We start from the raw sequence: 26,937 nt of genomic DNA on the forward strand, positions 1-26,937 counted from the left end.
CTCGCCAGAGGCGGGCAGCAGGCCGGCACGAACGCGTTCGATACGCTCCTCAAACTCGAAGGAATCACGCAGAAAAACGGGCGCCGCTGCAAACCCACCACGCAAGGCAAGATTGAACGCTTTAGCAAACCTTGAAGAAGTACCTCGCCCAGCACAACGCCGTGAACATCCTGGAACTTCAGACCAGCCTCGACCGTTTTCGCGAGTACTACAACACCATTCGACCGCACCGGGCAATCGCGAGAAACACGCCCCAGCACGCGTACACGCTGATCCCGAAAGCCGCCCCCACCCGACCAGATGCTCCTGATTCGTGACAGGTGAGGTACGACATCGTGGGCACCAAGGGAACGATCTCGCTGCGCCACGCGGGACGCTTGCGCCACCTCGGCATTGGCCGCGAACACGCACGCACCGAGATCATCTGCCTCGTCCACGCACACCACGCAACCGTGATCACGCACACCGGCGACGTCCTCGGCGAATACACCATCGACCCAGAAAAGGACTATCAACGAAAAACACCCGAACCCACTCAGCGTGGGTCCGGGTGTCCGTGATGTCCTGGGACATCACATCGGTCGGGCTGACAGTGTCTGGTTTCAGCACATAGTGGACACCTGTCCCACGACATACCGGACAACCACCCCTCCCACGCCCTAATGTCTCGCGACATCATGGACAGTGCACCGGAACCAGCTCCTGATCATCGCGATCACCACCCAAGGCCTCACCTACCGGGAAGCCGCCAGACTCTACGGAGTCTCCAAATCGCTCGTCCACACCCTGTACCAGAGATACCTCGCCGAAGGCGAGGTCGGCATCCTGCCCCGTTCCCGAGCACCACACACCTGCCCGGGCCAAACCCCGAAACACATACGCGAACGCATCCTTGAACTCCGAGACACGTTGCTTCAGCACGGCAGTGACGCCGGCGCCGACACGATCCGCACCTACCTCGCCCGCGAACACGTCACAGTGTCACGCACCACGATCTGGCGCATCCTGCAACGCTCAGGCGCCATCACCCCGCAGCCCCAGAAACGACCCCGCTCGTCTTGGCAACGATTCCAAGCATCACAACCCAACGAGATGTGGCAATCCGACTTCACCCACCACAGGCTCACGACCGGGCACGAGATCGAGATCATCGGCTGGCTCGATGACCACTCCCGCTTTCTGCTGCACCTCTCCGCCCACCCGCGCGTCACGGGCCGCATCGTCGTCGATACCTTCACACAGGCCGCCCACGCACACGGATTCCCGGCGGCAACGCTCACCGACAACGGCATGGTCTACATAATCGAACGCTTCTGGCAGACCTTGAAGAAGTACCTCGCCCAGCACAACGCGGCATCGATCACGGAACTTCAGACCAGCCTCGACCGTTTCAGCGAGTACTACAACACCATCCGACCACACCGGGCGATCGCGAGAAACACACCCCAGCACGCGTACACGCTGATCCCGAAAGCCGCCCCCACCCGACCAGATGCTCCTGATTCGTGGCAGGTGAGGTACGACATCGTGGGCACCACTGGAACGATCTCACTGCACCACGCAGGCCGCCTACGCCACCTCGGCATCGGCCGCGAAAACGCACGAACCGAGATCATCTGCCTCGTCCACGCACACCACGCAACCGAATCACCCACACCGGCGACGTCCTCGGCGAATACATCATCGACCCAGAAAAGGACTACCAACGAAAAACACCCGAACCCACACAGCGTGGGTTCGGGTGCCGTGATGTCCTCAGACATCACAATGGTCGGGCTGACAGGATTTGAACCTGCGACCCCTTGACCCCCAGTCAAGTGCGCTACCAAGCTGCGCCACAGCCCGTTGTTCTTCAGCTTCGCCGGCCAGAATCTGGCCTGCGCTGCCGAGGCAACCCCTCTATATTACCCACACTCGGAGGGTGTATCGAACCAACGGCCGGAAATCGCGGCGGTGCCGCAGAAACCCGGGCGCGCCACCAAGCCCGAGCGAGCCGAAAGGCGAAAAACCCATCCCTCACTCAGCAGCGAGGTCCACTACCGCGGCAGAATAAGCACGCACCAGCTCATCTGCCGAAACCAGCGCCCCGAACTCGGCACTCCCGGACCCGATCGCGATCCGCCGCCCGGCCAATCGCGCATCGACGACAACAGGCCACGATCCCGCGGCACCCAAAGGAGTAATGGTGCCCCGCACGTACCCCGTCGCGGCAAACGCCCCATCCGCATCGGGCAGCGACAGCTTGTTCACACCGAGATGCGCCCGCAGCTTCGCCCACGAGAACTGCGCGTCGACGGGGGTGAGCACGAGCACGAAGCGATCCTTCGTCTGCACCACGATCGTCTTCACGAGCTCGACGCCCTCGACGGGCGCGGGCCGCTGCCCGGGGGTGCGCGCGACGAACGAAACAGCAAGCCCACGGGAGGCAGCATCGGCAGCAGCAGCGGCGTAGGGCTCGACATCGGTCGACATGAATCCTCCTTGGAAACCCAGAACAGGCGAAACAGCGCGCGCACAAGAACACGCAGCACGGTGCGGCGACAAACCGCCCGTCACCCAGCACAACACCGATACACCACCCCCGCATTCCCGCGCCAGGAGGCTTCACAAACGCGCACACGAGGCCCCGCGGCAGATACGCTGAGACCATGAGCGACCTGCGAGACACCGGTGACGCCTGGATCGAGGCGGGCGATGGCGGGCGCTACTGGGGCCGCTTCGGCGCCGCCGGGCTACTCGCCTTCGACCACGCCCGCGACGCGATCCTGCTGCAGCACCGCGTCACCTGGAGCGACCACGGCGACACCTGGGGCATCCCGGGCGGCGCGCGTCACGAGGGGGAATCGGCGAACGACGGAGCGATCCGCGAGGCGCAGGAGGAGGCGGGCGTTCCCGACCACTCGGTGCGCCCGCGCTACACCCACGTGCTCGACCGCGGCGGCTGGACGTACACGACGCTCGTCGCCGACGTCGTCACCCAGTTCGAGCCAGAGATCACGGACCCCGAGAGCCACGCCCTCGCCTGGGTGCCGCTCGACCACGTCGAAGCACTCCCCCTGCACCCCGCCTTCGCCGCGAGCTGGCCGCTGCTGCGCCCGCTGCTCGGGCCGCCCCCGACCGTCATCGTCGACGCCGCGAACGTCATCGGCAGCGTGCCCAACGGGTGGTGGAAGGATCGCCGCGGCGCCGCAGAGCGCCTCCGCGACCGGCTGCACACCTACCTCGAAACGTCGAACGGGGTGCGCGCCGGGTTCCTCGACCTCGCCGAGCCCCGCGTGCCGGGCCTCGACCGCGTCTACCCCGACTGGATCGTCGTGGTCGAGGGCAACGCGCGCGGCATCGACAGCACCGACCGGATCCGCGTGCTGAGCGCTCCCGAGACCGGCGACGACACGATCGTGAGCGCGGTCGAAGCGCTGAGCGCGAGCGGATCGATCACCACCGTCGTCACGAGCGACGCCGAGCTGCGGGTGCGCGTGGGTGCCGCGGGCGCGACGACGATTCGCGGGGTCAAGAAGCTGCTGAAGATCCTGCCTGAGGAGTAGCGGGTCCCGCCTCGCCCCGATCCGCGCGTTTGCGCAGTGCCGCGACGATGCCGTAGGCGAGCAGCCCCTGGCCGAGGGTGTAGGTGAGCATCACGACGCCGCTCGTCCACGTGGTGCTGCCGGGCACGAAGAGCCGGAAGGCGAGGATCGCGTCGGAGAGCAGGAAGAACGCGCCGCCCCACGCGATGACCGCGCCGCACCGGGTCGCAAGTGCCGCGGTGGCGACGAGTACGAGCCCGTAGGCCATCACCGGGATCGACAGTGACTTCGTGTGCGGCAGCAGCAGCGCGAGGAGCACGAGGTACGCGAGCACGTAGACGAGGCTCCATGCGGGAAGGCGCCGCTTGGCGATGCCGCGCGTGCGCCACAGCAGCACGATGTACGCGAGGTGCGCGACGCCGAAGCACGCGAGCATCATTGGGATCTCGCTCTCGAACATCGGGAAGAACGTTGCCGCGCCGTCGCCGAGCCACGAGAACGTGATCGCTGCGAGCAGCAGCGCGAGCGCGCCGACGGGTGTGGGGCGCAGGCGCAGCTCGGGCACGAGCACGGCCGACGCGATCACTCCGGCGGCGAGCGCTGGCATGAGCAGCAGCTTCGTCCATCCCTCGAACGCGTACTGCCCGAAGCAGGCGATGACGTGCGCGAGCGACACCGCGAGGTACGGCACGAACGGGAGCAGTGCTCGGAAGCGCTCGGTCATACTCGCATCTTATTGCTCAACCGGGTTCGCCGCCCGGCAGGTGTGAGCGTGCCGGGCAGCGACCGGTCAGCCACGGGGTTCGGTCAGGGCTCGACCAGGATCCCGTCGTCGTCGCACCACACCGTGGCGCCGGGGCGGAACGTCACACCAGCGATCTCGACGGGCACGTCGACCTCGCCAGCACCGGTCTTGGTCGACTTCGCCGGGTTCGACCCGAGCGCCTTCACGCCGAACGGCAGCGTGCCGATCGCCACGCGGTCGCGGATGGCGCCGTTCACGATGAGCCCCGCCCAGCCGTTGTCGCAGGCGAGCTCGGCGATCTGGTCGCCGACGAGTGCGGTCTCGAGCGACCCCGCCCCGTCGATGACGAGCACTGCGCCGTGCCCGTCGCTCGAGAGCGTCTGCCTGATGAGCGAGTTGTCTTGGAAGCACTGCACGGTGCGCACCGGCCCGGTGAAGCCGGTCATGCCGCCGATGTTCTGAAACTGCAGCGACACCGACCGCAGCTCGCTGCCGCGTTCGTCGTAGAGGTCGGCCGTACTGATCTGCGCCATCTCGTTACTCCCCTCGTGCCCGTCTCCGGGCCGGTCGGCAGCGTGCCGACCTGCATCATTCACGTTACCTGCAACCTGCGACATTGGCAGGGGGTTGGCAATGGTTCGCAATCCGCCCTCGAAATCACTACTGTACAAACGTACATGTACACATGTACAGTAAGGTTCTGCGGCGCCCACAGCCGGTACCTGCCGTCCCCGCGTCCACGAAAGGAGCCGCCATGTCGCACTCGCACGAACCTGCAGTCGAACCCGCTGGCCCACCCGCTCCCCGCCGTCGGGATCCGGAGGGGCGACGCCTCGCGATCCTCGCGGCCGCGACCGAGATCATCGTGGAACAGGGGCACTCCGCACTCACGCACCGCGCCGTCGCGAAGCGCGCCTCGGTGCCGCTCGGCTCGACCACCCAGTACTTCAGCTCGATCGACGACCTGCGCGAGTGCGCCCTGCAGCAACTCGCCGAAGAGATCGACGAATCGATCGCGCGGCTCGAACCGTTCGTCGCGACGATGGTCGAGCGCCCCGAGCCGATCATCGACGAGATGCTCGCCTACCTCGAAGACCCGCGCACGGTGCACGCCGACATCGCGCTCATGACGAGCGGCATGACCGACGCCCGACTGCGCGCGCTCGCACTGCGCTGGCCTGAGCGCCTCGTCGAGCGCCTCTCGCCGCAGATCGGCGAAGAGCGGGCCGTCGCCCTCGCAGTGCTCATGGACGGGGCCACGATGCACGCCGGGCTCACCGGCACCCCGCTCGGCCGCGACGAGCTCACGCGCATCATGCGAGCGCTCATGACGATGCCGGTGCCTGGATCCGCGAACTCGTAGCTCCGCTCTCCACTCCCCCGCACCGCACCGCACGCAACACCGAACACAGACCCAAGGAAAGACCGTGACCACCATGTCCGACCAGCGCACCGCACCGAAGTTCGCCCCGCTCAGCAAGGCCCGCCGCTGGGCTGCACTCAGCGTGCTCACCGCGAGCCTGCTCGTCATCACGATGGATATGACGATCCTCAACATCGCGCTGCCCGAAATGGCGGCCGAGCTGCACCCGACCTCCGACCAGCAGCTCTGGATCATCGACGTCTACTCACTCGTCCTCGCAGGCCTGCTCGTCTCGTTCGCGGCCATCGCCGACCGCTGGGGCCGCAAGCGCATGCTGCTGCTCGGCTACTCGATCTTCGGGGCGGCGTCGCTGCTCGTGCTGTTCGCCACCAACGCCGAGTCGGTCATCGCGATCCGCGCGATCCTCGGCATCGGCGGCGCGATGATCATGCCGATCACCCTCTCGCTCATCCGCGTCATCTTCACCGACCCCCGCGAGCGCGCGACCGCCCTCGCGATCTGGGCCGCCGTCTCCGGCCTCGGCGCCGCGGTCGGCCCGCTGCTCGGCGGGCTGCTGCTCGAGTACTTCTCGTGGCACGCGGCGTTCCTCGTGAACGTGCCGCTCATGCTCGTCGGCGTGATCGCGGGCATCGCGATCCTCCCCGAGTCGCGCGTCGCGCATACGGGCCGCTGGGACTTCCTCGCCGCAGCGCTCTCCCTCGTCGGCATGACGCTCCTCGTTTGGGCGATCAAGACGTTCGGCAAGGAGGCGAGCCTGCTCGTGCCCGAGGCGCTCGTCGCGTTCGCCGCGGGCGCGGCCCTGCTCGCCTGGTTCGTGGTGCGCTGCCTGCGCAGTGCGTCGCCGCTCCTCGACCTCAGCCTCTTCCGCAACCGCGTCTTCTCGGCGGGCGCCATCGCGGCCCTCGGCTCGACGTTCGCGATGATCGCCGCACTCCTGCTCATCGCCCAGTGGCTGCAGCTCGTCGACGGCGCGTCCCCGGTCGAAGCGGGCATTCGCCTCTTCCCGATCGCGATCACCGGCGCGCTCGCCTCGCTCGCGGCCCCGGCGCTGGCACGCCGCATCGGGGCGCGCTCCGTGCTCGCCGGCGGCCTCGGCTTCGCGGGCGTCGGCATGCTCATCATCGGCCTGCAGCCGGGAACGCTCACCACGCTCACCGTCATCATCGCGCTCTGCTTCGTGGGCGCCGGCACCGGCTCGCTCGCGATCGCCTCGGCGATGATCATGCACGGATCCCCCGAGGAGAAGGCCGGCAACGCCGGCGCCATCGAGGAGACCTCGTACGAGCTGGGCGCCGTGCTCGGCGTCGCGATTCTGGGCAGCGTCTCGGCACTCCTCTACCGGGCCGAGTTCATCGCATCGGGTGCGCTGCAGGGCGTGGATCGCGCACTCGCAGGCCAGGCCGAGGAATCGCTCGGCGCCGCGGTCTCCATCGCCGACGAGCTGCGCCTCCCCGAGCTCGCGCAGCAGGCCGGCGTCGCCTTCACCCACTCGATGCAGACCACCGGGATCGCCGGCGGCCTCGTCATGTTCGCCGTCGCGGTGGCCGTGTTCGTGATGACCCCCAAGGGCACCGACGTGTCGCAGGCCTCGCACTGAGTTCGATCCCTGAGCGCTCCCCCGGAGTGCAACCCGGGGAGAACCCCGGTGCGACCCCTGACCCGACCCTGACCCGCCCCTGACCCCGGTGCCGCTCGACACGGTACCGGGGTCTTACGCGCGCGATACTCCGGGCGGATGTGGCGGTACCCCGCTCCGACCTACCGTTGAGGTATCACGGACGAACACCCGGTTCGCCGCCCATGAGAGGAGCCGCCATGAGCGCCACCATCACCCCCGAGACCACCGTCGCCTCCGAGTCCGGCACGGCACCGACGTACCCGCTCGTCACCGACACGACACCCCTCGCGGCGAGCAGCGCGGCGTCGAACGGATCCGAGCCGTTCCCGAGCGGCCCGGTGAACATCAACGAGCACTCCCGCGCCTTCTCGATCACGAGCTTCGTGCTCGGCATCGCCTCGGTGGTCAGCGGCTGGACGTTCTTCGCCCCCATCACCGGCCTCGTCTTCGGCATCCTCGCGCTGCGCCGCGGCACGCAGGATCGCGCCCTCGCACTCTGGGGCGTCTGGCTGAACGCGGTCATGCTCGCACTCTGGGTGCTCGCCGGCATCGTCGCAGTCGCGGTCTTCGGATTCGGTGCACTCGCGCTCGTCTTCGCGGCGTAAGCGACCGGCTGCGAGGCGCGGTCGCGAGAGACCGGCCGCCAGAAGCGTTCGCCAGAAGCCGTTCGCGAGAGACTTACCGGGTGACGCCGGCTACGCGACCTCAGGCCGCTTCGGGCGGTACACCCAGGTGACCATGACCACCGAGATGATCATCAGCAGGAACCATGAGACGATCTTCTGGCCGGAAACGAGCTCCCACCCGTCGGTCTGACTCGGGTACAGCCAGGCACCCGAGAGGGTGGCGATGTTCTCGGCGATCCAGATGAACAGCGCGACCCCGACGAAGATCAGCAGGAGCGGCACCTTGAGCGTCGCTCGCCAGATGCGGAAGTGCATCACGGTCGGGGCCCAGAGCAGCACGACGCTGGCGAGCAGGATCCATCGGGCGTCGAAGATGTAGTGGTGCGTGAAGAAGTTCGCGTAGATCGCGACCGCGACGACGGTGGTCGCCCAGATCGGCGGATACCGCGTGAAGCGCAGGTCGTGCAGCCGGTACACGCGCACCATGTACGAGCCGACGGCCGCGTACATGAACCCACTGAACAGCGGCACGGCGCCGATCCTCAGCACCCCGTCGGCGGCGTACGCCCATGATCCGACATCGGTCTTGAACAGCTCCATCACCGTTCCCGTGATGTGGAACAGCACGATCACCCAGAGTTCGCGGCCGCTCTCGAGGCGGAACACCAGCATGCCGATCTGGATCGCCACGGCCGCGATCGTCATCGCGTCATTCCGGGCGAGGCCGGCGTCGTCGGGGTACCAGAGGCGCGCGGCGACGATCACCACGAGCATCAGCGCGCCGAAGACGCACGCCCACGCCTGCTTGAGCAGGAACACTGCGGCCTCGATGAGCACCGCCCGGGCGCCCGTCGCGGGTTTGCCTGCGAGGAGGCGGTGCGCCGCGCGGTCGATCGTGCGCTCGAGCGGGGTCAGCCGGCGCTGCGGTGAAGCGTCGCCGAAATCCTCTCCGGAGTGCCCTGGTGCCGACATGCTCAGAGGCTACCCCGCCGCACCTGAGCGTTGCTGCTCACCGCCGCTTCGCTCCGGTGCGAGACGTCGCTTCGCTTCGGTGCGAGATGCGGCTTCCGTGAGACGCACACCCGGCGTGGTGATCTCACGGAAGCCGTATTTCTCACCCTGGCACCATCACCACCAACCGAAGGCGCTGCGGCGCCGACGCCCTACGGGCGCGGGCGCCTTTCGCGGAACCAATATGGAATGGCCGGCTATAGCAGGCCATACTCACCGCGGTGGAGACCACCGCGGCGCATCCGCGGAACGGCGAGAAATCGCCGTCCCTACGGCGCTCACGCCCTACGGGCGCGGGCGCCTTTCGCGGATGCGCATGTTGATCACGATGGGGCTGCCGTCGAAGCCGTAGCGCTCGCGCAGGCGGCGCTGGATGAAGCGGCGGTACTGCGGGTCGAGGAAGCCCGACGTGAAGAGCACGAATGTCGGCGGGCGATTCTGCACCTGCGTGCCGAACAGGATGCGCGGCTGCTTGCCGCTGCGGAGCGGGTGCGGGTGCTCCTGCACGAGCTCGGCGACGAAGGCGTTGAACTTGCCCGTCGGAATGCGCGTGTCCCACGACTCGAGCGCCGTCTCGAGCGCCGGCACGAGCTTCTCGAGGTGACGCCCGGTGCGCGCCGAGATGTTGACGCGCGGCGCCCAGTCGACGTGCGCGAGATCCTGCTCGATCTCGCGTTCGAGGTACCGGCGACGGTCGTCGTCGAGCATGTCCCACTTGTTGAAGGCGAGCACGAGTGCGCGCCCCGACTCGAGCACGAGGTCGATGATGCGCAGATCCTGGTCGGAGATCTCCTGCGTCACGTCGATGAGCACGACCGCGACCTCGGCCTTCTCGAGCGCTGCGGCGGTGCGCAGGGATGCGTAGAAGTCGGCGCCCTTCTGCAGGTGCACGCGGCGGCGGATGCCGGCGGTGTCGACGAACGTCCACACCCGACCGGCGATCTCGACCTGCTCGTCGACCGGGTCGCGCGTGGTGCCCGCGATGTCGCTGACGACTGCGCGCTCCTCGCCGGCCGCCTTGTTGAGCAGGCTCGACTTGCCGACGTTGGGGCGACCGAGCAGTGCGACGCGGCGCGGCCCGAGCATCTTCGGCTGTGCGACGGCCGACTCTTCGGGCAGTGCTTCGACGACCGCGTCGAGCAGGTCGGCGACGCCACGGCCGTGCAGTGCCGAGACGGCGTTGGGCTCACCCAGTCCGAGCGACCACAGCTGGGCGGCCTCGGCCTCGAGCACGGCGTCGTCGACCTTGTTGGCGACGAGGAAGACGGGCTTGTGCGTGCGGCGCAGCAGCTGCACGACGCGCTCGTCCGTGGCCGTCGGTCCGACGCGGGAGTCGACGACGAACATGACGACGTCGCAGAGCTCGATCGCGACCTCGGCCTGGAGCGCGACCGACGCGTCGATGCCCTTCGCGTCGGGCTCCCAGCCGCCGGTGTCGACGAGACTGAAGCGGGTGCCGCCCCACTCGGCCTGGTAGGTGACGCGGTCGCGGGTGACGCCCGGCACGTCCTCGACGACGGCCTCGCGGCGGCCGAGGATGCGGTTCACGAGCGCCGACTTGCCGACGTTGGGGCGGCCGACGATCGCGACGACCGGCAGTGCCTCGGAGACGGGCTCGCGGAAGCCGAGGAACTCGCCGTCATCGCTGATGATCGCGACGTCGTCGTCTTCGAGGTCGAAGCCTTCGAGGTTCGAGCGCATGGCGCGCAGGCGCTCCTCGTCGCTGACGCTCGCGTCGAAGCCCTCGCCGAAGACGACCTCACCGTCACCGGCGGCGTGCACGGGGGCATCGTTCACCGTTGCGGCGTAGGTCTCGGCCTCGTCGTACTCGGGGGCCGCGGCGACCTGACTGCCGTCGGGGTTCACCTGCATGACCTCGGGTCCGTCGAGCTCGGCTCCGTCAAACTCGGACTCCGGCCGCGACGCGCCTTCGTGCTCGGCGCCCGTTCCGGGATTCTGCTCGCTCATCATTCGCTCTCTTCCGCGACGCCCTGCGCCGCTCGTACGATTTCAACCACAGCCTCCACGGACTGTGCAAAGTTCAAGTTGCTCGTGTCGACGAGCGTCACCCCGGGGGCTGGGGTGAAGAAGTCGACGACCTGCGCGTCCTTGGCGTCACGCGCTTCGATGTCGGCGAGCACCTGTGCGTGGGTGAGCCCGTCGAGCTCGCCGGCGCGACGCTGCGCGCGCACCTCGGGCGAGGCGGTCATCAGCACGCGCACCGGCGCGTCAGGCGCCACCACGGTCGTGATGTCGCGACCCTCGATCACGACGCCGGGCAGCCCCGACTCCGCGACGATCCGCCGGAACATCTCGTTCAAGCGCTCGCGCACCTCCGGGTGCTTCGAGACTCGACTCACGAGCCCGCTCACGTCGTGGGCGCGGATCGCGGTCGTCACATCGTGGACGACGCCGTCGCCGAGTTCGACCGTGACTCGTTGCTGACCGCGCAGGGTGATCGCGTACGTCCACACGTCGAGGATCGCGGCGACCGCGGCCGAGTCGTCCAGGTCGGCGGAGGTCTCGACGGCCGCCCACGCGAGCGACCGGTAGGCCGCGCCGGTGTCGAGGATCCCGAATCCGAGCCGCTCCGCGGCGGCACGCGAGACGCTCGACTTGCCGCTCCCCGCCGGCCCGTCGATCGCGACGAGCAGGGGGGCCGCGTTCGGCGCCTCGGCCTGCTGGGCGCGCTCCGCCTGCGCCGCGCCCGTTATCACGGTCAGCGCAGCGGCAGCTGATGCAGCATCAGTCACAGCGTCCTCCATCCGCGTTCGACGAGATCGGCGACCGCTCGTTCGGCGACCTCCGGCAGTACCGCGATCTCCGCGAAACCGATCTGGGCGCCCGGCGAGTGCTCGAGGCGCAAGTCTTCCATATTAATGCCCAGTTCTCCGAGTTCGGTGAGCAACTTCGCCAACTGCCCGGGAGAGTCGTCGATGAGCACCGTGATCTGGGTGAATCGCTCGGACGAACCGTGCTTGCCGGGAATGCGCGACACTCCGTTGTTGCCCGCCGACAGCAGGTCAGCGATGCGGCGACGCGCACCGGTGCGTGCCGGATCGCGCAGCGCATCGGCGAACGCGGCGACATCCGCCGAGAACGCGTCGAGCAGCTCCACGACGGGCGCGCTGTTCGCGCCGAGGATCTGCACCCAGAGCTCCGGATCGCTGGAGGCGACGCGCGTGGTGTCGCGCAGACCGCCGCCCGCGAGGCCGATCGCCTGCTCGGATGCCGGTACGAGTCGCGCGGCGAGCAGGCTCGACACGACCTGCGGCAGGTGGGAGACCAGCCCGACCGACCGGTCGTGCTCTTCGGGCGTCATCTCCATCAGCACGCCTCCGAGGTCGAGCGCCACGGCTTCGACGAGTGCGAGCGCGTCGGCCGGGGTCTCGCCGTCGCGGCAGATCACCCAGGGCCTGCCAACGAACAGGTCGGCGCGCGCCATGATCGCGCCGCCGCGCTCGCGTCCCGCCATCGGGTGCGAGCCCACGTACTTCGCCAGGTCGATGCCGCGTCGCTTGAGCTCGGTGAACGGCGCGAGCTTCACGCTCGCGACGTCCGTCACCACGGCATCGGGGTAGGTGCGGAGCGCGCGCTCGACCACATCTGCCGTCACGTCGGGCGGCGTCGCGATGACGACGAGCACCGGGGACTCGTCGGAGGCGGTGCGCACCCGCCCCGCGCCGTAGTCGGCGGCGAGCGCGACGGTCGTCGGCGACAGGTCTTCGAGCGTCACGTCGACGCCGCGCTCGCGCAGGCCGAGACCGACGCTCGCCCCGAGCAGGCCAGCGCCGATGACGTGCACCGGGCCACGGGTGCGAGCGACCAGCGCCGGGCGCTCCCCGGCCGCGCGCAGATGCTCGCCGCTCGGCGCAGCTTCAGGGGCGCTCATCGACCGCCCTGCTTCCGTCCGCCGCGTCCGTGCGGGTTTCCGCGCGCCGCCATGCCGCGCATCCCGCGGGCGCCCTTGCCGTCGCCGGGCCGGCCGGCGGTGATCTCGCCCCGGCGCCCGGCCTGCTGCGCGCCTCCGGATCCGGACCCGTCGCCCGATCCCTCGTCTTCGACCGCGGAGAGCAGCGCCCCGCGCTCCCCCGACGACAGTTCGCGCAGCTCGCCGACGCGCAGCGTGCCGAGGTGGAGCGGGCCGAACTGGCGGCGCACGAGTTCGACCACCGGGTGCCCGACCTCGGCGAGCATGCGGCGCACGATGCGGTTGCGGCCGGAGTGCAGCGTGATCTCGACGAGCGAGTGGGCGTCGCCCGATCCGCCCGGCAGCAGCTTCGCGCGATCGGCGTGGATCGGCCCGTCGGCGAGCTCCACCCCGTCTTTGAGCTGCTGGATCACGGCAGCCGTCACCCTCCCGCGCACCTTGGCGATGTACGTCTTCTGCACGCCGAAGCTCGGGTGCGCGAGACGGTGCGCGAGCTCGCCGTCGTTCGTGAGGATGAGCAGACCGCTCGTGTCGGTGTCGAGACGCCCGACGTTGTACAGCCGATCCTCGACCTCGTCGGCGAACTCGCGGAGATCGGGGCGGCCGTTCTCGTCGTTCATGGTCGACACGACGCCGCGCGGCTTGTTCAGCACGAAGTAGCGCTTCGACACGTCGAGCTGCACGACCACCCCGTCGACGCGCACGTCGTCGGTCTCGGGGTCGATGCGCGAACCCAGCTCGCGCTGAATCTCGCCGTTGACCGTCACGCGTCCGCTGGAGATCAGCGACTCGCAGGCCCGGCGCGATGCGACGCCCGCGTGCGCGAGCGCCTTCTGCAGGCGGATGCGGCCGTCGTCGTCGTGCGCGGCTTCGGTCGGCGCCGTCTGCGGACGGTCCCACCCGAACTCCGCGAGGTCGATCTCGATGTTCTCGCCGTCGACGGAGTACGAGCCGCCGAGATTCTCTTCCGAGCGATTCATTCGTCGAATCCTTCCGTGGGTTCTTCGAGCAGTGGGGAGATGGGGGGCAGCTCCGAGATGTCGCCGATGCCGAGATAGCCGAGCAGGGCGTCGGAGGTGCCGTAGAGGATCGCGCCGGTCTCCGGATCGTTGCCGGTCTCTGCGACGAGCCCCCGGCCGAGCAGGGTGCGCACCACCGAGTCGACGTTGACCGCGCGGATCGAGGCGATCGCTCCGCGGGAGATGGGCTGGCGGTACGCGATGACGGCGAGCGTTTCGAGCGCCGCCTGCGAGAGGCGCGCCGGCGACTGCTGGTGCACGAAGTCGGCCACGATCGGGTCGAGGCTCGCGCGGGCGTAGAAGCGGTATCCGCCGGCGACCTCGCGCAGCTCGAAGCCGCGCGGCGATCCGGCACCACTGCTCACTGCACCGCCGCCGGCGCGCTCGCCGTCGAACTCGGCGACGAGGGCGTCGAGCACCGCGCGCACCTCGCGCACCGGGCGATCGGTCGCGGTGGCCAGGGCGACCGCGCTGAGCGGCTCGTCGGCGACGATGAGCAGCGCCTCCAGCTGCTGCGACAACGAGTGGGCGCTGCGGGCGGCGTCCAGCTCCCCGTCGGCGCCGGCCGCGTCCGCTGCCGCCGCACCCGTTTCTGCGAGCGGGGTCGCTTCTGGTGCGTGTTGCGACGCGACACCCACCGAAAGTGACCCCGCTCCCTCGGCGAGGATCGGAGCGGCGCTGTCGTTGTCAGTCATAGTCGTTTCCTAACGTAGCAAGCTCGTCGTCGGACCAGCTCTCACCGACCCACTGCACCTGCAGCTCGCCGAGCGGCTCGGCCTGCTCGAAGGTGACCGCTGCACGACGATACAGCTCGAGGATCGCGAGGAACCGTGCGACCACCACGCCCCGTTCCGCGACCCCGGCGACCAGTTCGCGGAAGGAGCGCGACCCGCCGCGCCCATCAGTGCTGCCGTCAGCGCCGACACCGCCGCGCAGCAGCGCGACGACGATCGCGGCCTGCTCGCGGATCGATACGAGTGGCGCGTGCAGGTGGTCGAGGCCGACCGTCGGAATCTCGCGCGGCGCGAAGGCGAGCGTGGCGATCGCGGCGAAGTCGCCCGGGCTCAGCGTCCAGACGAGTTCCGGCCCGCGAGAGCGGTACTTCGCTTCGAGCGGCACCTGCCGGGCGTGACGAGCGCTCTCCGCCTCCAGGCGATCTCGAAACCAGGCACTGGCCTGTTTGAAGGCGCGGTACTGCAGCAGCCGGGCGAACAGCAGATCGCGGGCTTCGAGCAGTGCGATGTCTTCGGCGTCGACGACCTCGCCCTGCGGCAAGAGGCTCGCGATCTTCATATCGAGCAGCGTCGCGGCGACCACGAGAAACTCGGAGGCGCGGTCGAGCTCGACGATGCCCTGCCCCTCGATGGACGCGAGGTAGGCGATGAACTCGTCGGTGACCAGGCTCAGGGCGACCTCGGTGATGTCGAGCTCGTGCTTGCCGATCAGGTTGAGCAGCAAATCGAACGGCCCGTCGAAGACCGAGAGGCTGACGCGGAAGCGATCGTCGGCAGGCACCGGATCCGTGCCGGCCGCTGCGGCTCCAGGATCCGTGTCCACCACCATGGCGCTAGGCGACGGCGCCGCGTTGCACGAGCTCGCGGGCCAGCTTGAGGTACGCCTCTGAGGCGGCGTTCGATGGGGCGTAGTCGAGAATCGGCTTCGCGGCGATCTGCGCGTCGGGCAGCTTCACGGTGCGGCCGATGACGGTGTCGAAGACTGTGTCGCCGAACGTGTCGATGACGCGCTCGAGCACCTCGCGGGCGTGGAGCGTGCGCGCGTCGTACATGGTCGCGAGAATGCCGTCGAGTTCGAGCGCGGGGTTCAGGCGATCGCGCACCTTGTCGACCGTCTCGACCAGCAGGGCGACGCCGCGGAGCGCGAAGTACTCGCAGGCGAGGGGAATCAGCACGCCGTGGCTCGCGGTGAGCGCGTTCACGGTCAAGAGACCGAGCGACGGCTGGCAGTCGATCAAGATGACGTCGTAATCGTCGACGACCTTGCGCAGCACGCTGCCGAGAATCTGCTCGCGCGCGACCTCCGTGACGAGGTGCACCTCGGCGGCCGAGAGGTCGATGTTGGCTGGGATGACGTCGAGCCCGGCGGTGCCGGTCTTCTGGATCGCGTCGCGCGGATCCTTCAGCTTGCCGAGCATCAGGTCGTAGATGGTGGGGACGTCGTGGGCCGGTACTCCGAGGCCCGCCGAGAGCGCGCCCTGGGGGTCGAAGTCGACGGCGAGCACGCGGCGCCCGTAGCGCGCGAGCGCTGCAGCGAGATTGATGGTGCTGGTCGTCTTGCCGACGCCACCCTTCTGGTTGCACATGGCGATGATGCGCGCCGGCCCGTGGCGGTCGAGCTTCTTGGGTGCCGGAATGATGCGATCGGGTCGCCCGGTCGGCCCCAGTTCGACCTGTTTCGCCATACCCGGTCTCCTCCCGCTCACTGACATTCCATCCTAGCCTGGAGCACGCCTCGCTAGGATCGGGGAACGTGACGGATCCGCGAGCGACACCCCGCGCCGCTTCGCGGCTCAGCGACGCAGTGGAGCACTCGGCGGGAGCGAAGGGCATTGTGCTCGACCGGGCTCAGCAGCAGTTGCTCGATGAGATCGCCGTGCTGGCCGGCCGGTGGGGCGGTTCGCACTCTCCCAGCGGGGTCTTCATCCACGGGCCGGCAGGGCGCGGCAAGACCTGGCTCGCATCTGAGATCTTCGACGCGATCAATGTGCCGGCGGCCGCAAAGCGCCGCGTGCACTTCCACACCTTCTTCCAGGAGCTGCAGCGCCGTTTCGGAGCGCAGATGACGGCCCGAGACGCGATCGAAGCGACCGTCGCCGAGTTGCTCGACGGCGCACGGGTCTTCTTCTTCGATGAGCTGCACGTGCACGATCCGGGCGGCGCGAGCCTGCTGAATCGTCTCGTGGCGGAGCTGGTCGCCCGCCGTATCCCGACACTCTTCACCTCCAACTACGAACCGGAGGGTCTGCTCGCGAACCCCGTGTTCCACCACGTGGTCGAGCCGAGCGTGCGTCTCATCCGCGAGCACTTCGCGGTGCGCACGCTCGACGGCGGCAGTGACTACCGCTCCGCGTCGCCTGCGGCCCCCGCCGAGAGCGGCTTCGCTTCGGGGCGCTGGATCGCGTTCGGTGCGTCCGGCTCCGCGGCGAGCGCAGCACGATCCTCCGGGCTCGAACCCCCGCACCCGCACGAGTCGACCACTGTGCTGGGCGGACATCGTGCGCTGCGGGCGCTCGCGGTGCGCCGCGGCGAGGCGAGCGGCGAGCTCACGGCTTCGACGGTTGTCTGGTTCGACTTCGCCGATCTGCTGGAGTCGCCGTCGATCGCCGAGGACTACCTCGATCTCGCCGCCGAGTTCGATCAGTGGGTGCTCGTCGACGTGCCGCCGTTGTCGCAGGCGAGTCGCGAGGCGCGGCAGCGGTTCGTCTCGCTGCTCGACGTGCTCGTGCATGCCGACCTGCCGCTGACCGTGCTCTCCCGCACGGATCTCGCCGGGCTCGTCGACATCTCCGATCCGCCGGTCGATCTCTTCCGCACCATCAGTCGGCTGGCGCTGTTGCGCGACGGCGATCCCGACGGGGACGGATGACCGGCGCGATCGCCTCGCGCGTCAGAGATCGAGCAGGTCGAGCGCTTGCACTTTTCGGTGACTGACGAGGCTCGACAGGATCACCGAGCTCTTCGTGCGGGTGACGGCCGGGTGCCGCGACAGCTCGAGCAGCAGCTCCTGCAGGTGCGCCGTGCTTCTCGCCACCATGCGGCACTGCACGTCGGCCCCGCCGGTGGTGACGAACGCTTCGATGACGTGCGGCAGGCCGTCGAGCATCTCGGTGATGGGTTCGAGCTCCCCCTGCTGCACGTTGAGCTGCACCCAGGCCTGCACCTCCAGACCCATCGACGCCAGGTCGAGCTGCGTCTCGTGGCCGATGATGATGCCGCTCTCCCACAGCCGGTCGAGTCGCGCTTTGAACGTCGTTCGGGAGACGCCGACGTGCTCGGCCATCTCCCCGAGGGTCGCGCGAGGCATGTCGCGCAGGGTGCGGAGCACGCGGCGATCGAGATCATCGATGATCTGCTCGGGAACTCGACTCACCTGGCCCTCTTTCTCTTCGATCAGCGGGAAGCGCCGTCTCGCGAGCAGTTTACCCACCGATGCGAGCTCGCGCCCAAAATCGGGCTCATTCCACTCCTCTGCTTGCAGAAAAGCGGCCGCAAGGCTAAATTGGTGTGCAATCCGAAACCAAAGATGTATTCGGCTTCTCATTCTGGAGATACCTTGAATCTCGGCATCACCCTCATGATCATCGCCTATCTGCTCGTCATGTTCCTCATCGCCGCCTGGCTGAAGAAACGCGTGCACACCGACACCGACTACCTGCTCGCCGGACGCAAGATGGGTGCGGGCCTGATCGCCGTCATGCTGCTCGCCACGAACTTCGGTGGCGCGTTCGTGCTCGGCACCAGTCAAGACGCCTATTCGGTGGGCTTCGCCGCGATCTCCTTCGCCATCGGCATCTTCGTCGGGCTGGTCTTCCTCGCAGTCTTCGTCGCGAAACGCGTGCGCGCCGGCAGCTTCGTCACCGTGCCAGACTTCCTGCACGCCCGCTTCGGCAGCCAGCCGGTGCGGCTGCTCGCGTCGACGCTCTCGGTGCTCGCGCTGACCGGCATTCTGGCGGGGCAGGTCGGGGCAGCAGGATCGGCGCTGACCGCGCTCGGCCTGAGTCAAGTGTGGGGCGCTATCGTCGGCGTCGTGCTCATCATCGCGTTCACCGTGCTCTCGGGCATGTGGGGTGTCGCGATCACCGATGCGATTCAGTTCGTGGTGATCGTCGCCGGCATGATCCTCGTCGCCGTCATCGCGGTGAATGCTGCCGGCGGCTTCGCGACGATCACGTCGACCTTCGAGGCGTCGGGCGTCGCAGAGCCCTTCAACCCGCTGAACCAGGGCTGGTCGTTCATGCTGGGCGCCGCGCTTCCCGTCGTCGTCCACAAACTCGTCGGGCAAGACGTGATGCAGCGCGTCTTCTCGGCGAAGTCGGCCCGCGCCGCCGCGACCGGAGCCGGCATCGCCGGGCTGCTCACCGCTGGCTTCGCCGTCGTCCCGGCACTCGCGGGCATGGCCGCGCGCGCCCTCTTTCCCGAGCTCGACCCAAGTGTCGGCGTGATGCCGGCACTCATCGAGAACGTGCTTCCCGTCTGGGCAGCCGGCATTCTGCTCGCGGAGATCATCTCCGCAGTCATCTCGACCGCGGACGCGCTGCTGCTCGCGGCGGTCAGCAACATCTCCAACGATTTCCTGCAGCGCTTCCGCCACTTCCGCGACAGCCAGCAGAGCCAGCTCCGCTGGTCTCGCATCGTCACCGTCGCCCTCGGCGTGATCGCGCTCGGCGTCTCGCTGCTCGTGCCCGGCATCATCCAGGTACTCACGATGGCCTTCACCATGTACGGCTCGGGCGTCTTCGTGGCCTTCATGTTCGGCCTCTTCACCCGCTTCGGCGGGCGCTACGCCGCGCTCGCCTCGATGGTCACGGGCGCCGTCACCGGCCTGCTCGGGCTCACCGGCGTCCTGGTCATCGGAGCGGTGCCGACCATCGTCACCGCGGTCGGCGTCTCCCTCATCACCTACGTCATCGTCGCAGCGCTCGCCCGGGAGACCCCATCGCGGCTTCCCGCCCAGCAGGATCGCGCGGTGGCGCATGCCTGAGCGGGGCGAGTCTTCGCGGGGCAGCGCGGTGCAGCGCGTCATCGCGGTGACCGGCGCAGCATCGGGGATCGGGGCCGCGATCTCGGCGCGGCTCCGCGCCGACGGGGCCGAGGTCGTCGGCCTCGACACTGCGGCCGCGCCGCGCGTGCAGCACTTCGACGTCGCCGATGAGCAGCAGTGGGCGGAGCTCGCGCGATCCCCCGCGACCGGCCGGTCGATCACCGGCCTCGTGCATGCAGCCGGCATCCGCGCCCGGAGCCCCTTGGCAGAGACATCGCTCGACGACTTCCGGCGCGTGCTCGACGTCAACGCCACCGGCACCTTCCTCGCACTCCGATGGGCTGCCCGTCTCGATCCGTCGCAGTTTCACAACCAGGAGTTCGCGGTGGTCGTGCTGTCGTCGGCGACCGTGGATCGTCGCGTCGAGCATCAGGTCGCGTACAACGCGTCGAAAGCGGCGGTGACGGCGCTCGTGCGCTCGGCGGCGCGCGAGCTCGCCCCGCTCGGCGTCCGGGTGAACGCCATCGCGCCGGGCTCGATCCGCACACCCATGACCGAGGCGGGATGGGTCGCACCCGATCACGCGGAACGCATGCGCGCCGAGATTCCCGTGGGTCGACCCGGCACGGGTGACGAGGTCGCCAGCGCAGCCGCCTATCTGCTCGGCCCCGAGAGTTCGTACTGCTTCGGCACGGTGATGACGGTCGACGGCGGCTGGACCGCCTGACCCCATGCCGATCCCGCACCTCCCCCAATCCGCAACAAGAAAGGAACATCGTGACCTACGATCCCTACGACGCGCTTCCCGAGGTCGCCGCGTTCGACCTGACCTCCGCCTCATTCGCCGACGGTGACCGGCTTCCCCTCGCGCAGGTGGGCGGGATGCTCGGCTCGGGCGGCGAGGACCGCCTGCCGCAGCTCACCTGGAGCGGGGCGCCCGAGGGCGTGCGCAGCTACGCGCTGACCTGCTTCGACCCCGACGCCCCGACGGCCAGCGGATTCTGGCATTTCGCCGCCTACAACATCCCCGCCTCGGTGACCGAGCTCGAAGCCGGCGCCGTGCAGCTCGACACCGTGACCAACGCCTTCCCGGCTGCGGCTCGAGTGCTGCGCAACGACGGCGGCGTCGCCGGCTTCGTGGGCGCCGCCCCGCCCCCCGGGCACGGCGACCACCGCTACATGTTCGTCGTGCACGCGCTGAGCGTCGAATCGCTCGAGCTCGACGAGCTCGCGTCGCCGGCGCTCCTCGGGTTCCAGCTCTTCGGCACGACGCTCGGCCGCGCCCGCATCACCGGCACCTACGGCCACTGAGCTGCCAGGGGCTCGCGCTGGTCGGTGGCGGTGCATTCCGATCAGCGCGAGCCCCGCAGCCGGGGTACGCTCGTCGCGTGCCCTCCCCGACCCTCCGCAGCGAGCCGAGACGCACGTCGAGCCCGCGCCGTTCGGCGTTCGCCTGGCCTGGCGGGCACTCGCGGCGGATGAGGATCGCCGAGACGTCGCCCACGCGCTGCTCGCCTCGATGCTCGCGCCTGCCGACCCGGGCTCGGTGCGCGTCACCCGCCAGTGCCCCGCCTGCGGCAGCAGCGCCCATGGCGCTCCGGTCGCCCGGCTGCTGAGCGCCACTGCCAGCACCAGCACCAGCACCGCCGACGCCACCAGCCCGCCCGACCCGCTCATCAGCATCAGCTATGCGCCGGGCCTCGTCGCCGTCGGCGTCGCCCCCGCCGGCGCCCTCGCACTCGGCATCGACGTCGAACTCGACTCGCCGAGCACGCGAGCGCGCGTCGCTGAGGCGCTCGGGAGCGCCCGCCCGCCCCGATCCCGCGAGATGAGGGCGCCGTCGCCGCCTGGACCCGGCTCGAGGCGGTCGCCAAGGCTCGTCGCGCGGGGCTCCGCGGCGCCTTCGCAAACGTGTCGTTCACGATGCTCGGCGACGGCACCTGGCGCGCAGACTCGCCACCTGCCGGCGCCGACGAGCCGGCACAGGCTCTCACGCTCCACGGTGCCGACCGGCGCATCACGCCGACGCCGAACGGCGCTTCTGCGATCCTCAGCCTCGCTTGCGCTCCCCGACGCCCGAGTGCTCAGTCGGCCAGCCCGACCACCGGCAGCTCGGGCAGGGCCTCCGCGTAGATCCATGATTCGAAGACCGCGTCGACGCGCACCGGGCTCAGCGACTGCGCCAGCGCGATGAAGTCGGCCGTCGCCACGAGCCGATGTCGATACGTGCTCGCCCAGGCGAGCAGCAGCGTACGGAACGGCCCCTCCCCCATGACGCGCCGCAGCGCCTCGAGCAGCAGGGCCCCGCGCTTGTACACGCGGTCGTCGAACATGTCGGTGGGGCCGGGATCGGCGAGGAGCAGGTCTTGCGGCAGCGCCGCGAGGAGCGCGTGGTGCTCCGCGGCGAGCGCGGCGATCGTCGGGCCGCCCGATGCCTCCGACCAGATCCACTCGGAATAGCAGGCGAAGCCCTCGTTGAGCCAGATGTCGTGCCATCGGGCGACTCCCACGCTGTTGCCGAACCACTGATGGGCGAGTTCGTGGGCGATGAGCCGCTGCTCGCTCGGGGCCTCGTGGTTGCGGCCGAAGGTCGCCATGCCCTGCGCTTCGAGGGGGATCTCGAGCTCTTCCTCGGTCACGACGATGGTGAGATCCTCCTGCGGGTACGGGCCGAACCACTCCTCGAACGTCTCGATGATGCGGGGCACCGGTGCGAAGGCGCGCTGCGCGAGGCGGGCGCGGGCGGGCGGTGCGACGAGTCGCGCGCGCGGGCCGAGCCGGTACTCGGCGTACTCGCCGACGTGCGCCGCGACGAGGTAGGTCGCGGTCGGCACCGAGCTCGTGAAGGTCCGGGTCGTCTTGCCGGATCGGGTGGCCGCCCTGCCGGGCACGCCGGTCACGGCCACGAAGAAGCCTCGGTCGGTGGTGAACGAGATGGCGTACGTGGCCCGATCGTCGACCCGATCGTTGCACGGGAACCACGTCGGAGCCCCGGTGGGCTGGGAGGCGACGAGTGCGCCGTGCTCGAGCTCCTCCCAGCCGAGCTGACCCCAGCGCGAGCGGCGCGGCCCCGGGCGGCCGGAGTAGTCGATGTCGAGCTGCAGGAGCGAGCCGGCGGCGACCCGCTCGGCGAGGCGGATCGTGATCGCGTGCGCCGACTGCTTGACGTGCCGCTGCAGCGCGCCGTCGACGCGCACGTTGTCTGCGCTCAAGCCGATGAGGTCGACTCTCAGCTGATCCGTCTCGACCAGCACCCGCACATCGAGCCGCGCGCGGCCGGCGAGCCGGTTGGTGCGGGGCGTGTACTGGAGCGCGAGGTCGTAGTGGGCCACGGAATAGCCGGGGTCGCCGCTCGTCGGCGTATAGGGGTCGCTCATCGTCGTTCGGAACCGCACGGTCACTTCGTCGACTGGTAGGCGCGCAGTTTGAGCGCCCGCCACGGGCCGATGGGATTGCCGCTCCAGCGGGATCCGACCGGCACGCTCTCGCCCCGCATCACCAGCGACGCTGGGCCGACGGTGGCGTGCGCGCCGATCACGGCTGCGGGCAGAATGACGCTGTGCGGGCCGAGCGTGGCCCCCGCGGCGAGTTCGACGGTATCCATGCTCATGATTCGATCATGGAACAGGTGCGTCTGCACGACGCAGCCCCGGTTGACCGTGGATCCGTCGCCCAAAGTGACGAGATCGGGCTCGGGCAGCCAATACGATTCGCACCAGACCCCGGAGCCGACCTTCGCTCCGAGCGAGCGCAACCAAACGGCGAGCGCCGGGGTGCCGGTCGCGGCGCGCGCGAACCAGGGGGCGGCGAGCATCTCCGTGAAGGTGTCGCTCACCTCGGTGCGCCAGACGAAGCTCGACCAGAGCGGCGCCTCGCCTGCACGAATCGGCCCGACGATCGTCCACTTCGCCAGCGTCGTCACTCCGGCGGCCACCGCCCCGGCGGCGAGCATCACGATCCCCGAGAGCAAGATCGTCCAGACCGGCCCCACCGCTGCCCAGAGCCAGGCGAATGCGAACAGCACCGCGATGCCGAGGGCGACCGTGACGAAGACCGCGGCCATGCGCCCGAGCTCCCAGAGCGCGCGGGCGACGCGGAGGCCGGCGCCCGGATGGTACGTGCGACTGTCGTCGCCGCCCTGGGCGAGGCGTCGCAGTCGCACCGGCGGTGACCCGAGCCAGGATGAGCCGGCTTTCGCCTTGCTGGGCGCGACTGAGAGCACGGCGACGAGCGAGTCCTTCGGCACGCGGTGACCCGGACCCGCCATACCCGAGTTGCCGAGGAACGCGCGTTTGCCGATGCGCACCGGCCCGATCCGCATCCATCCGCGATGCAGTTGGTACGAGGCGACCATCGTGTCGTCTGCGAGGAAGGCCCCGTCGTCGATCCGAGTCATCGCGGGGATCAGCAGCACGGTCGACGCCTCGACGTTGCGCCCGACGCGTGCGCCGAGCAGCCGCAGCCACACGGGGGTGATGAGGCTCGAGTAGATCGGGAACAGGAAACCGCGGGCCGCGTCGAGCAGCCGCTCGGTGCTCCAGCTCTGCCACCCGACGCGGCTGTGCACGGGGAAGGTTCCCTCGACGAGTCCGATCGCGAGCAGACGCACGAACAGCAGCACGGCACCCGCGTAGACCGCCCCCGTGACGAGCGCCGCGGGCACGAGCCACGCGAACGCGGCGACGAGGGCGCCCCCGAGACTGTCGGCCCCGCGCAAGCCCGCCGCGATGACGAGCCCGCCTGCGGCGAACGCGGCGAACGGCAGCAGCGCGAGCACCACCGACGAGAGCCCGTAGGCTGCGCGCCACGCTGGCCGATGCGGTGGGCGGCTCTCCGGCCACTGATCAGCGCGACTCGCGCCGATGCGCACCGCCGGCGACCCCGCCCAGGTCTGCTGCGCCTTCACCCGGCCGAAGACGGCGGATCCGGGGGCGATCTCGGCCCCGTCATCGATGCGGGTGCCCGGTGCGAGCGTGCTGCGCGCACCCACAGTCACGTCGCTGCCGATCCTGACCGCCCCGATGCGCAGCAGATCGCCGTCGATCCAGTACCCGGTCAGATCGACCTCCGGTTCGATCGCCGCGCGGGCCCCGACCGCGAGCATGCCGGTGATCGGGGGCAGGGTGTGCAGGCTCACGTCTGCGGCGATCTTCGCGCCCAGGGCGCGCGCGGGATCACCGTCTACGCGCGCGACCGCCGCCGCGATCGCCATCTTGCCGAAGGGTGTCGTGAGCACGAGGATCGCCAGCAGTACCACCCAGATCGGCGCGCTCGGCAGCACGTCGAACCCGGTCGTGAGGTTGAGGGCGGTTCCGGCCGTGAGCAGAATCACGAGCCACCGCAGGCCGCTCGCGATGAAGAGCGGCGCCCCTGCGAGGGTCTGCAGCCACTGCGTGCGGCGCGGCGTGGGCGCCGGCTCGTGGAACCCGCCGTCGTCGTGCGCCTCCGCGACTGCCGAGATCGCTTTCGCCATCGCCCCGAGCCGCGGCACGTCGTAGATGTCGGCGACCGTGAATTCCGGCACGCGGGCCCGGATGCGGGACACGAGCTGCGCCGCCGCGAGCGAGCCGCCGCCGAGGTCGAAGAAGTCGACATCCGAACCGGGCACGGCCACCCCGAGCACAGCCTGCCACTGCGCCGCCAGCCACTGCTCGCTCTCGGTCAGACCCGTCGCCGCCGGAGCGTGCACGCCGGGCAGCGGCCAGGGCAGGGCCGCCCGGTCGACCTTGCCGGAGGTGCGCATGGGCAGCGAGTCGACGACGGCGAGCAGCGGCATCACCCCGGCGGCGAGCCGCTCCGACAGATGCTCCCGGGCGAGCGCCCGGTCGAGCGGTTCGTCGCCCTCGACCACGAGGTACCCGACGAGTACCGGAACGCCCGCTTCGCTCGAACGCACCGCGGCAGCAGCTGCGGTGACCCCGGGCAGCTCTTGCAGGGCGTTCTCGACCTCGCCGAGCTCGATGCGGCGGCCGCCGACCTTGACCTGATCATCGGCGCGTCCGAGGAATACGAGCCCGGTCGGCTCGTAGCGCACGAGATCCCCCGAGCGGTAGGCGCGCTCCCAGCCGAGCTCGGGCATCGGCGCGTACTTCTCGGCGTCCTTCGCGGGGTCGAGGTACCGCGCCAGGCCGACGCCCCCGATGATGAGCTCGCCGGACTCCCCCGGCGCGACCCGGCGCCCCGCAGCGTCGACCACCGCGAGGTCCCAGCCGTCGAGGGGCAGCCCGATGCTGATCGGCGAGGCGCCGTCGAGCGGGCACCCGCAGGCGACGACGGTGGCCTCGGTCGGACCGTACGTGTTCCACACCTCGCGCCCGGCCTCGACGAGCCCGGCCGCGAGTTCGGGCGGGCACGCCTCGCCGCCGAAGATCAGCAGCCGCACGTGTTCGATCGACTCGCGCGGCCACATCGCGGCGAGCGTCGGCACGGTGGAGATCACGCTGATGTTCTGGCGCACCAACCACTGGGCGAGGTCCTCTCCGGCTCGCACGATCGCTCGCGGCGCGGGCACGAGGCAGGCCCCGTGCCTCCAGGCGAGCCACATCTCCTCGCACGAGGCGTCGAAAGCGACGGAGAGGCCGGCGAGCACCCGATCGCCGGGGCCCAGCGGATCCTGCTGCAGGAACATGCGCGCCTCGGCGTCGACGAACGCGGCGGCCGAGCGGTGGGACACGGCGACGCCCTTCGGCACCCCCGTCGAGCCAGACGTGAAGATGATCCAGGCGTCGTCATCGGGGGTCGGGTCGACGGCGACCTGCTCCGGCTCCGGAGCTCGTGGATCGGGTTCTCGTGGTTCGGGTTCTCGTGGTTCGGGTTCTCGTGGTTCGGGTTCTCGTGGTTCGGGCCCTGCGCGGTGCACGAACCCATCGTTTCCGACGATCCCGACGACCTGAGCCTCTCCGAACACGAGGCGCGCTCGTTCGTCGGTGTCGTCGGCGTCGACGGGAACATACGCGGCGCCCGCCATCATGATGGCGAGAATCGCGATGTACAGCTCCTGCGATCCGGAATCGATGCGCACACCGACGCGGTCGCCGCGGCCGACACCCGATGCGCGCAGCCCCGCGGCGCGAGCCTCGACCGCGACGACGAGCTCACGGTAGCTGAGTGCCCCCGCCCCCGCGTCGATCGCGGACGCGTTGGGATGCGTCACGGCGGTCGCCCTGAGGATGTCGATGAGCGTGCGCTCGGGTGCGGCGTGGATCGCGCGGGTCAGCGGAACCTGTGGGTGCTCGCTCGGCGGGGCATTCAAGAGACGGTATCTTTTCGCTGGTCGCATCGGGGCCGCAGGGTGCCGATGCTCGGGCAGCGCGGACGGTCTGCTTCGAATATGTCACCTGAGACCCGCGGCGCGTTACCCG

At 69.6% G+C, this 26,937-nt stretch carries 25 protein-coding genes and 1 tRNA gene; 11 read left to right on the forward strand and 15 right to left on the reverse strand.

The window, feature by feature from the left end; all coding sequences use genetic code 11:
• Positions 1-131: 131 nt before the first annotated feature.
• The 3 genes from JSQ98_RS06950 (at position 132) to JSQ98_RS06960 (ending at position 1,806) form a co-directional block, all read left to right on the forward strand.
• The gene (locus tag JSQ98_RS06950) at positions 132-317 is read left to right on the forward strand and encodes an integrase core domain-containing protein (RefSeq protein ID WP_211648957.1); all 186 of its coding nucleotides are present in this window, start codon (positions 132-134) and stop codon (positions 315-317) included.
• A gap of 18 nt (positions 318-335) precedes the next feature.
• Positions 336-560: a hypothetical protein gene (locus JSQ98_RS06955; RefSeq protein ID WP_211648959.1), complete on the forward strand. Its 225-nt coding sequence runs from the start codon at positions 336-338 to the stop codon at positions 558-560.
• A gap of 124 nt (positions 561-684) precedes the next feature.
• Complete coding sequence (locus JSQ98_RS06960; RefSeq protein ID WP_211648961.1) at positions 685-1,806, forward strand: DDE-type integrase/transposase/recombinase; 1,122 nt, start codon at positions 685-687, stop codon at positions 1,804-1,806.
• Here JSQ98_RS06960 and JSQ98_RS06965 read toward each other — a convergent pair.
• Positions 1,769-1,845: transfer RNA gene (locus tag JSQ98_RS06965), tRNA-Pro, on the reverse strand. The two genes, JSQ98_RS06960 and JSQ98_RS06965, sit on opposite strands and share 38 nt — an antisense overlap.
• A 171-nt stretch (positions 1,846-2,016) precedes the next feature.
• Entirely contained in the window at positions 2,017-2,472 is a 456-nt protein-coding gene (locus tag JSQ98_RS06970) for an aminoacyl-tRNA deacylase (RefSeq protein WP_211648963.1), read from the reverse strand.
• Positions 2,473-2,648: 176 nt separating this feature from the next.
• On the opposite strand from JSQ98_RS06970, the gene JSQ98_RS06975 reads away from it, so the two are divergent.
• Positions 2,649-3,545 (forward strand): NUDIX domain-containing protein, encoded by an 897-nt coding sequence (locus JSQ98_RS06975; protein WP_211648964.1) that lies wholly within the window; start codon positions 2,649-2,651, stop codon positions 3,543-3,545.
• On the opposite strand, the gene JSQ98_RS06980 is transcribed toward JSQ98_RS06975, so the two are convergent.
• Together JSQ98_RS06980 and rraA are read right to left on the reverse strand one after the other, a co-directional pair.
• On the reverse strand, positions 3,511-4,248 hold the full coding sequence (locus JSQ98_RS06980) for a lysoplasmalogenase family protein (RefSeq protein ID WP_211648965.1): 738 nt from the start codon (positions 4,246-4,248) through the stop codon (positions 3,511-3,513). The genes JSQ98_RS06975 and JSQ98_RS06980 overlap by 35 nt on opposite strands.
• Before the next feature lie 83 nt (positions 4,249-4,331).
• Positions 4,332-4,802 (reverse strand): ribonuclease E activity regulator RraA, encoded by a 471-nt coding sequence (gene rraA, locus JSQ98_RS06985; protein ID WP_090151234.1) that lies wholly within the window; start codon positions 4,800-4,802, stop codon positions 4,332-4,334.
• 221 nt (positions 4,803-5,023) lie between these two features.
• On the opposite strand from rraA, the gene JSQ98_RS06990 reads away from it, so the two are divergent.
• The 3 genes from JSQ98_RS06990 (at position 5,024) to JSQ98_RS07000 (ending at position 7,876) form a co-directional block, all read left to right on the forward strand.
• On the forward strand, positions 5,024-5,632 hold the full coding sequence (locus JSQ98_RS06990; protein ID WP_211648966.1) for a TetR/AcrR family transcriptional regulator: 609 nt from the start codon (positions 5,024-5,026) through the stop codon (positions 5,630-5,632).
• 73 nt (positions 5,633-5,705) lie between these two features.
• The gene (locus JSQ98_RS06995; protein ID WP_200331877.1) at positions 5,706-7,250 is read left to right on the forward strand and encodes an MFS transporter; all 1,545 of its coding nucleotides are present in this window, start codon (positions 5,706-5,708) and stop codon (positions 7,248-7,250) included.
• Positions 7,251-7,468: 218 nt separating this feature from the next.
• On the forward strand, positions 7,469-7,876 hold the full coding sequence (locus JSQ98_RS07000; RefSeq protein WP_249290770.1) for a DUF4190 domain-containing protein: 408 nt from the start codon (positions 7,469-7,471) through the stop codon (positions 7,874-7,876).
• Positions 7,877-7,966: 90 nt separating this feature from the next.
• Here JSQ98_RS07000 and JSQ98_RS07005 read toward each other — a convergent pair whose 3' ends face one another.
• From JSQ98_RS07005 to JSQ98_RS07040, 8 genes are all read right to left on the reverse strand, one after another.
• The gene (locus JSQ98_RS07005) at positions 7,967-8,869 is read right to left on the reverse strand and encodes a DUF817 domain-containing protein (protein WP_211648967.1); all 903 of its coding nucleotides are present in this window, start codon (positions 8,867-8,869) and stop codon (positions 7,967-7,969) included.
• 324 nt (positions 8,870-9,193) lie between these two features.
• A complete protein-coding gene (der, locus tag JSQ98_RS07010) occupies positions 9,194-10,876 on the reverse strand; it encodes a ribosome biogenesis GTPase Der (RefSeq protein ID WP_283242020.1) in 1,683 nt (560 codons plus the stop codon).
• Complete coding sequence (gene cmk / locus JSQ98_RS07015) at positions 10,876-11,661, reverse strand: (d)CMP kinase (RefSeq protein WP_346728735.1); 786 nt, start codon at positions 11,659-11,661, stop codon at positions 10,876-10,878. Before cmk ends, der begins: the two co-directional genes overlap by 1 nt.
• Positions 11,658-12,800, reverse strand: a complete 1,143-nt coding sequence (locus tag JSQ98_RS07020) for a prephenate dehydrogenase (protein WP_211648969.1) — start codon at positions 12,798-12,800, stop codon at positions 11,658-11,660. Before JSQ98_RS07020 ends, cmk begins: the two co-directional genes overlap by 4 nt.
• On the reverse strand, positions 12,797-13,819 hold the full coding sequence (locus JSQ98_RS07025) for a pseudouridine synthase (protein ID WP_200331177.1): 1,023 nt from the start codon (positions 13,817-13,819) through the stop codon (positions 12,797-12,799). The genes JSQ98_RS07020 and JSQ98_RS07025 overlap by 4 nt, the downstream gene beginning before the upstream one ends.
• Complete coding sequence (gene scpB, locus JSQ98_RS07030) at positions 13,816-14,553, reverse strand: SMC-Scp complex subunit ScpB (protein ID WP_211648970.1); 738 nt, start codon at positions 14,551-14,553, stop codon at positions 13,816-13,818. The genes JSQ98_RS07025 and scpB overlap by 4 nt, the downstream gene beginning before the upstream one ends.
• Complete coding sequence (locus tag JSQ98_RS07035) at positions 14,546-15,421, reverse strand: segregation and condensation protein A (RefSeq protein WP_211648971.1); 876 nt, start codon at positions 15,419-15,421, stop codon at positions 14,546-14,548. Before JSQ98_RS07035 ends, scpB begins: the two co-directional genes overlap by 8 nt.
• A 4-nt stretch (positions 15,422-15,425) precedes the next feature.
• A complete protein-coding gene (locus tag JSQ98_RS07040; RefSeq protein ID WP_176698371.1) occupies positions 15,426-16,277 on the reverse strand; it encodes a ParA family protein in 852 nt (283 codons plus the stop codon).
• Positions 16,278-16,345: 68 nt separating this feature from the next.
• On the opposite strand from JSQ98_RS07040, the gene zapE reads away from it, so the two are divergent.
• Entirely contained in the window at positions 16,346-17,461 is a 1,116-nt protein-coding gene (gene zapE, locus JSQ98_RS07045; RefSeq protein ID WP_211648972.1) for an AFG1/ZapE family ATPase, read from the forward strand.
• Positions 17,462-17,482: 21 nt separating this feature from the next.
• Here zapE and JSQ98_RS15240 read toward each other — a convergent pair whose 3' ends face one another.
• Positions 17,483-17,965, reverse strand: a complete 483-nt coding sequence (locus tag JSQ98_RS15240; RefSeq protein WP_211648973.1) for an Lrp/AsnC family transcriptional regulator — start codon at positions 17,963-17,965, stop codon at positions 17,483-17,485.
• Between the two features lie 183 nt (positions 17,966-18,148).
• Here JSQ98_RS15240 and JSQ98_RS07055 point away from each other — a divergent pair, with 183 nt between their 5' ends.
• From JSQ98_RS07055 to JSQ98_RS07065, 3 genes are read left to right on the forward strand one after another with little or no spacing between them, the layout of a single operon-like run.
• The gene (locus JSQ98_RS07055) at positions 18,149-19,576 is read left to right on the forward strand and encodes a sodium:solute symporter family protein (protein ID WP_211648974.1); all 1,428 of its coding nucleotides are present in this window, start codon (positions 18,149-18,151) and stop codon (positions 19,574-19,576) included.
• A complete protein-coding gene (locus JSQ98_RS07060) occupies positions 19,569-20,303 on the forward strand; it encodes an SDR family NAD(P)-dependent oxidoreductase (RefSeq protein ID WP_211648975.1) in 735 nt (244 codons plus the stop codon). Before JSQ98_RS07055 ends, JSQ98_RS07060 begins: the two co-directional genes overlap by 8 nt.
• A gap of 47 nt (positions 20,304-20,350) precedes the next feature.
• Positions 20,351-20,887: a YbhB/YbcL family Raf kinase inhibitor-like protein gene (locus tag JSQ98_RS07065; protein WP_211650446.1), complete on the forward strand. Its 537-nt coding sequence runs from the start codon at positions 20,351-20,353 to the stop codon at positions 20,885-20,887.
• Positions 20,888-21,660: 773 nt separating this feature from the next.
• On the opposite strand, the gene JSQ98_RS07070 is transcribed toward JSQ98_RS07065, so the two are convergent.
• On the reverse strand, positions 21,661-22,953 hold the full coding sequence (locus tag JSQ98_RS07070) for a M1 family metallopeptidase (protein ID WP_211648976.1): 1,293 nt from the start codon (positions 22,951-22,953) through the stop codon (positions 21,661-21,663).
• A gap of 20 nt (positions 22,954-22,973) precedes the next feature.
• Positions 22,974-26,855, reverse strand: a complete 3,882-nt coding sequence (locus JSQ98_RS07075) for a Pls/PosA family non-ribosomal peptide synthetase (RefSeq protein ID WP_211648978.1) — start codon at positions 26,853-26,855, stop codon at positions 22,974-22,976.
• Between the last annotated feature and the right edge of the window lie 82 nt (positions 26,856-26,937).

The sequence above is a fragment of the Leucobacter manosquensis genome, assembly GCF_018304845.1.
Lineage (GTDB): Bacteria > Actinomycetota > Actinomycetes > Actinomycetales > Microbacteriaceae > Leucobacter > Leucobacter alluvii.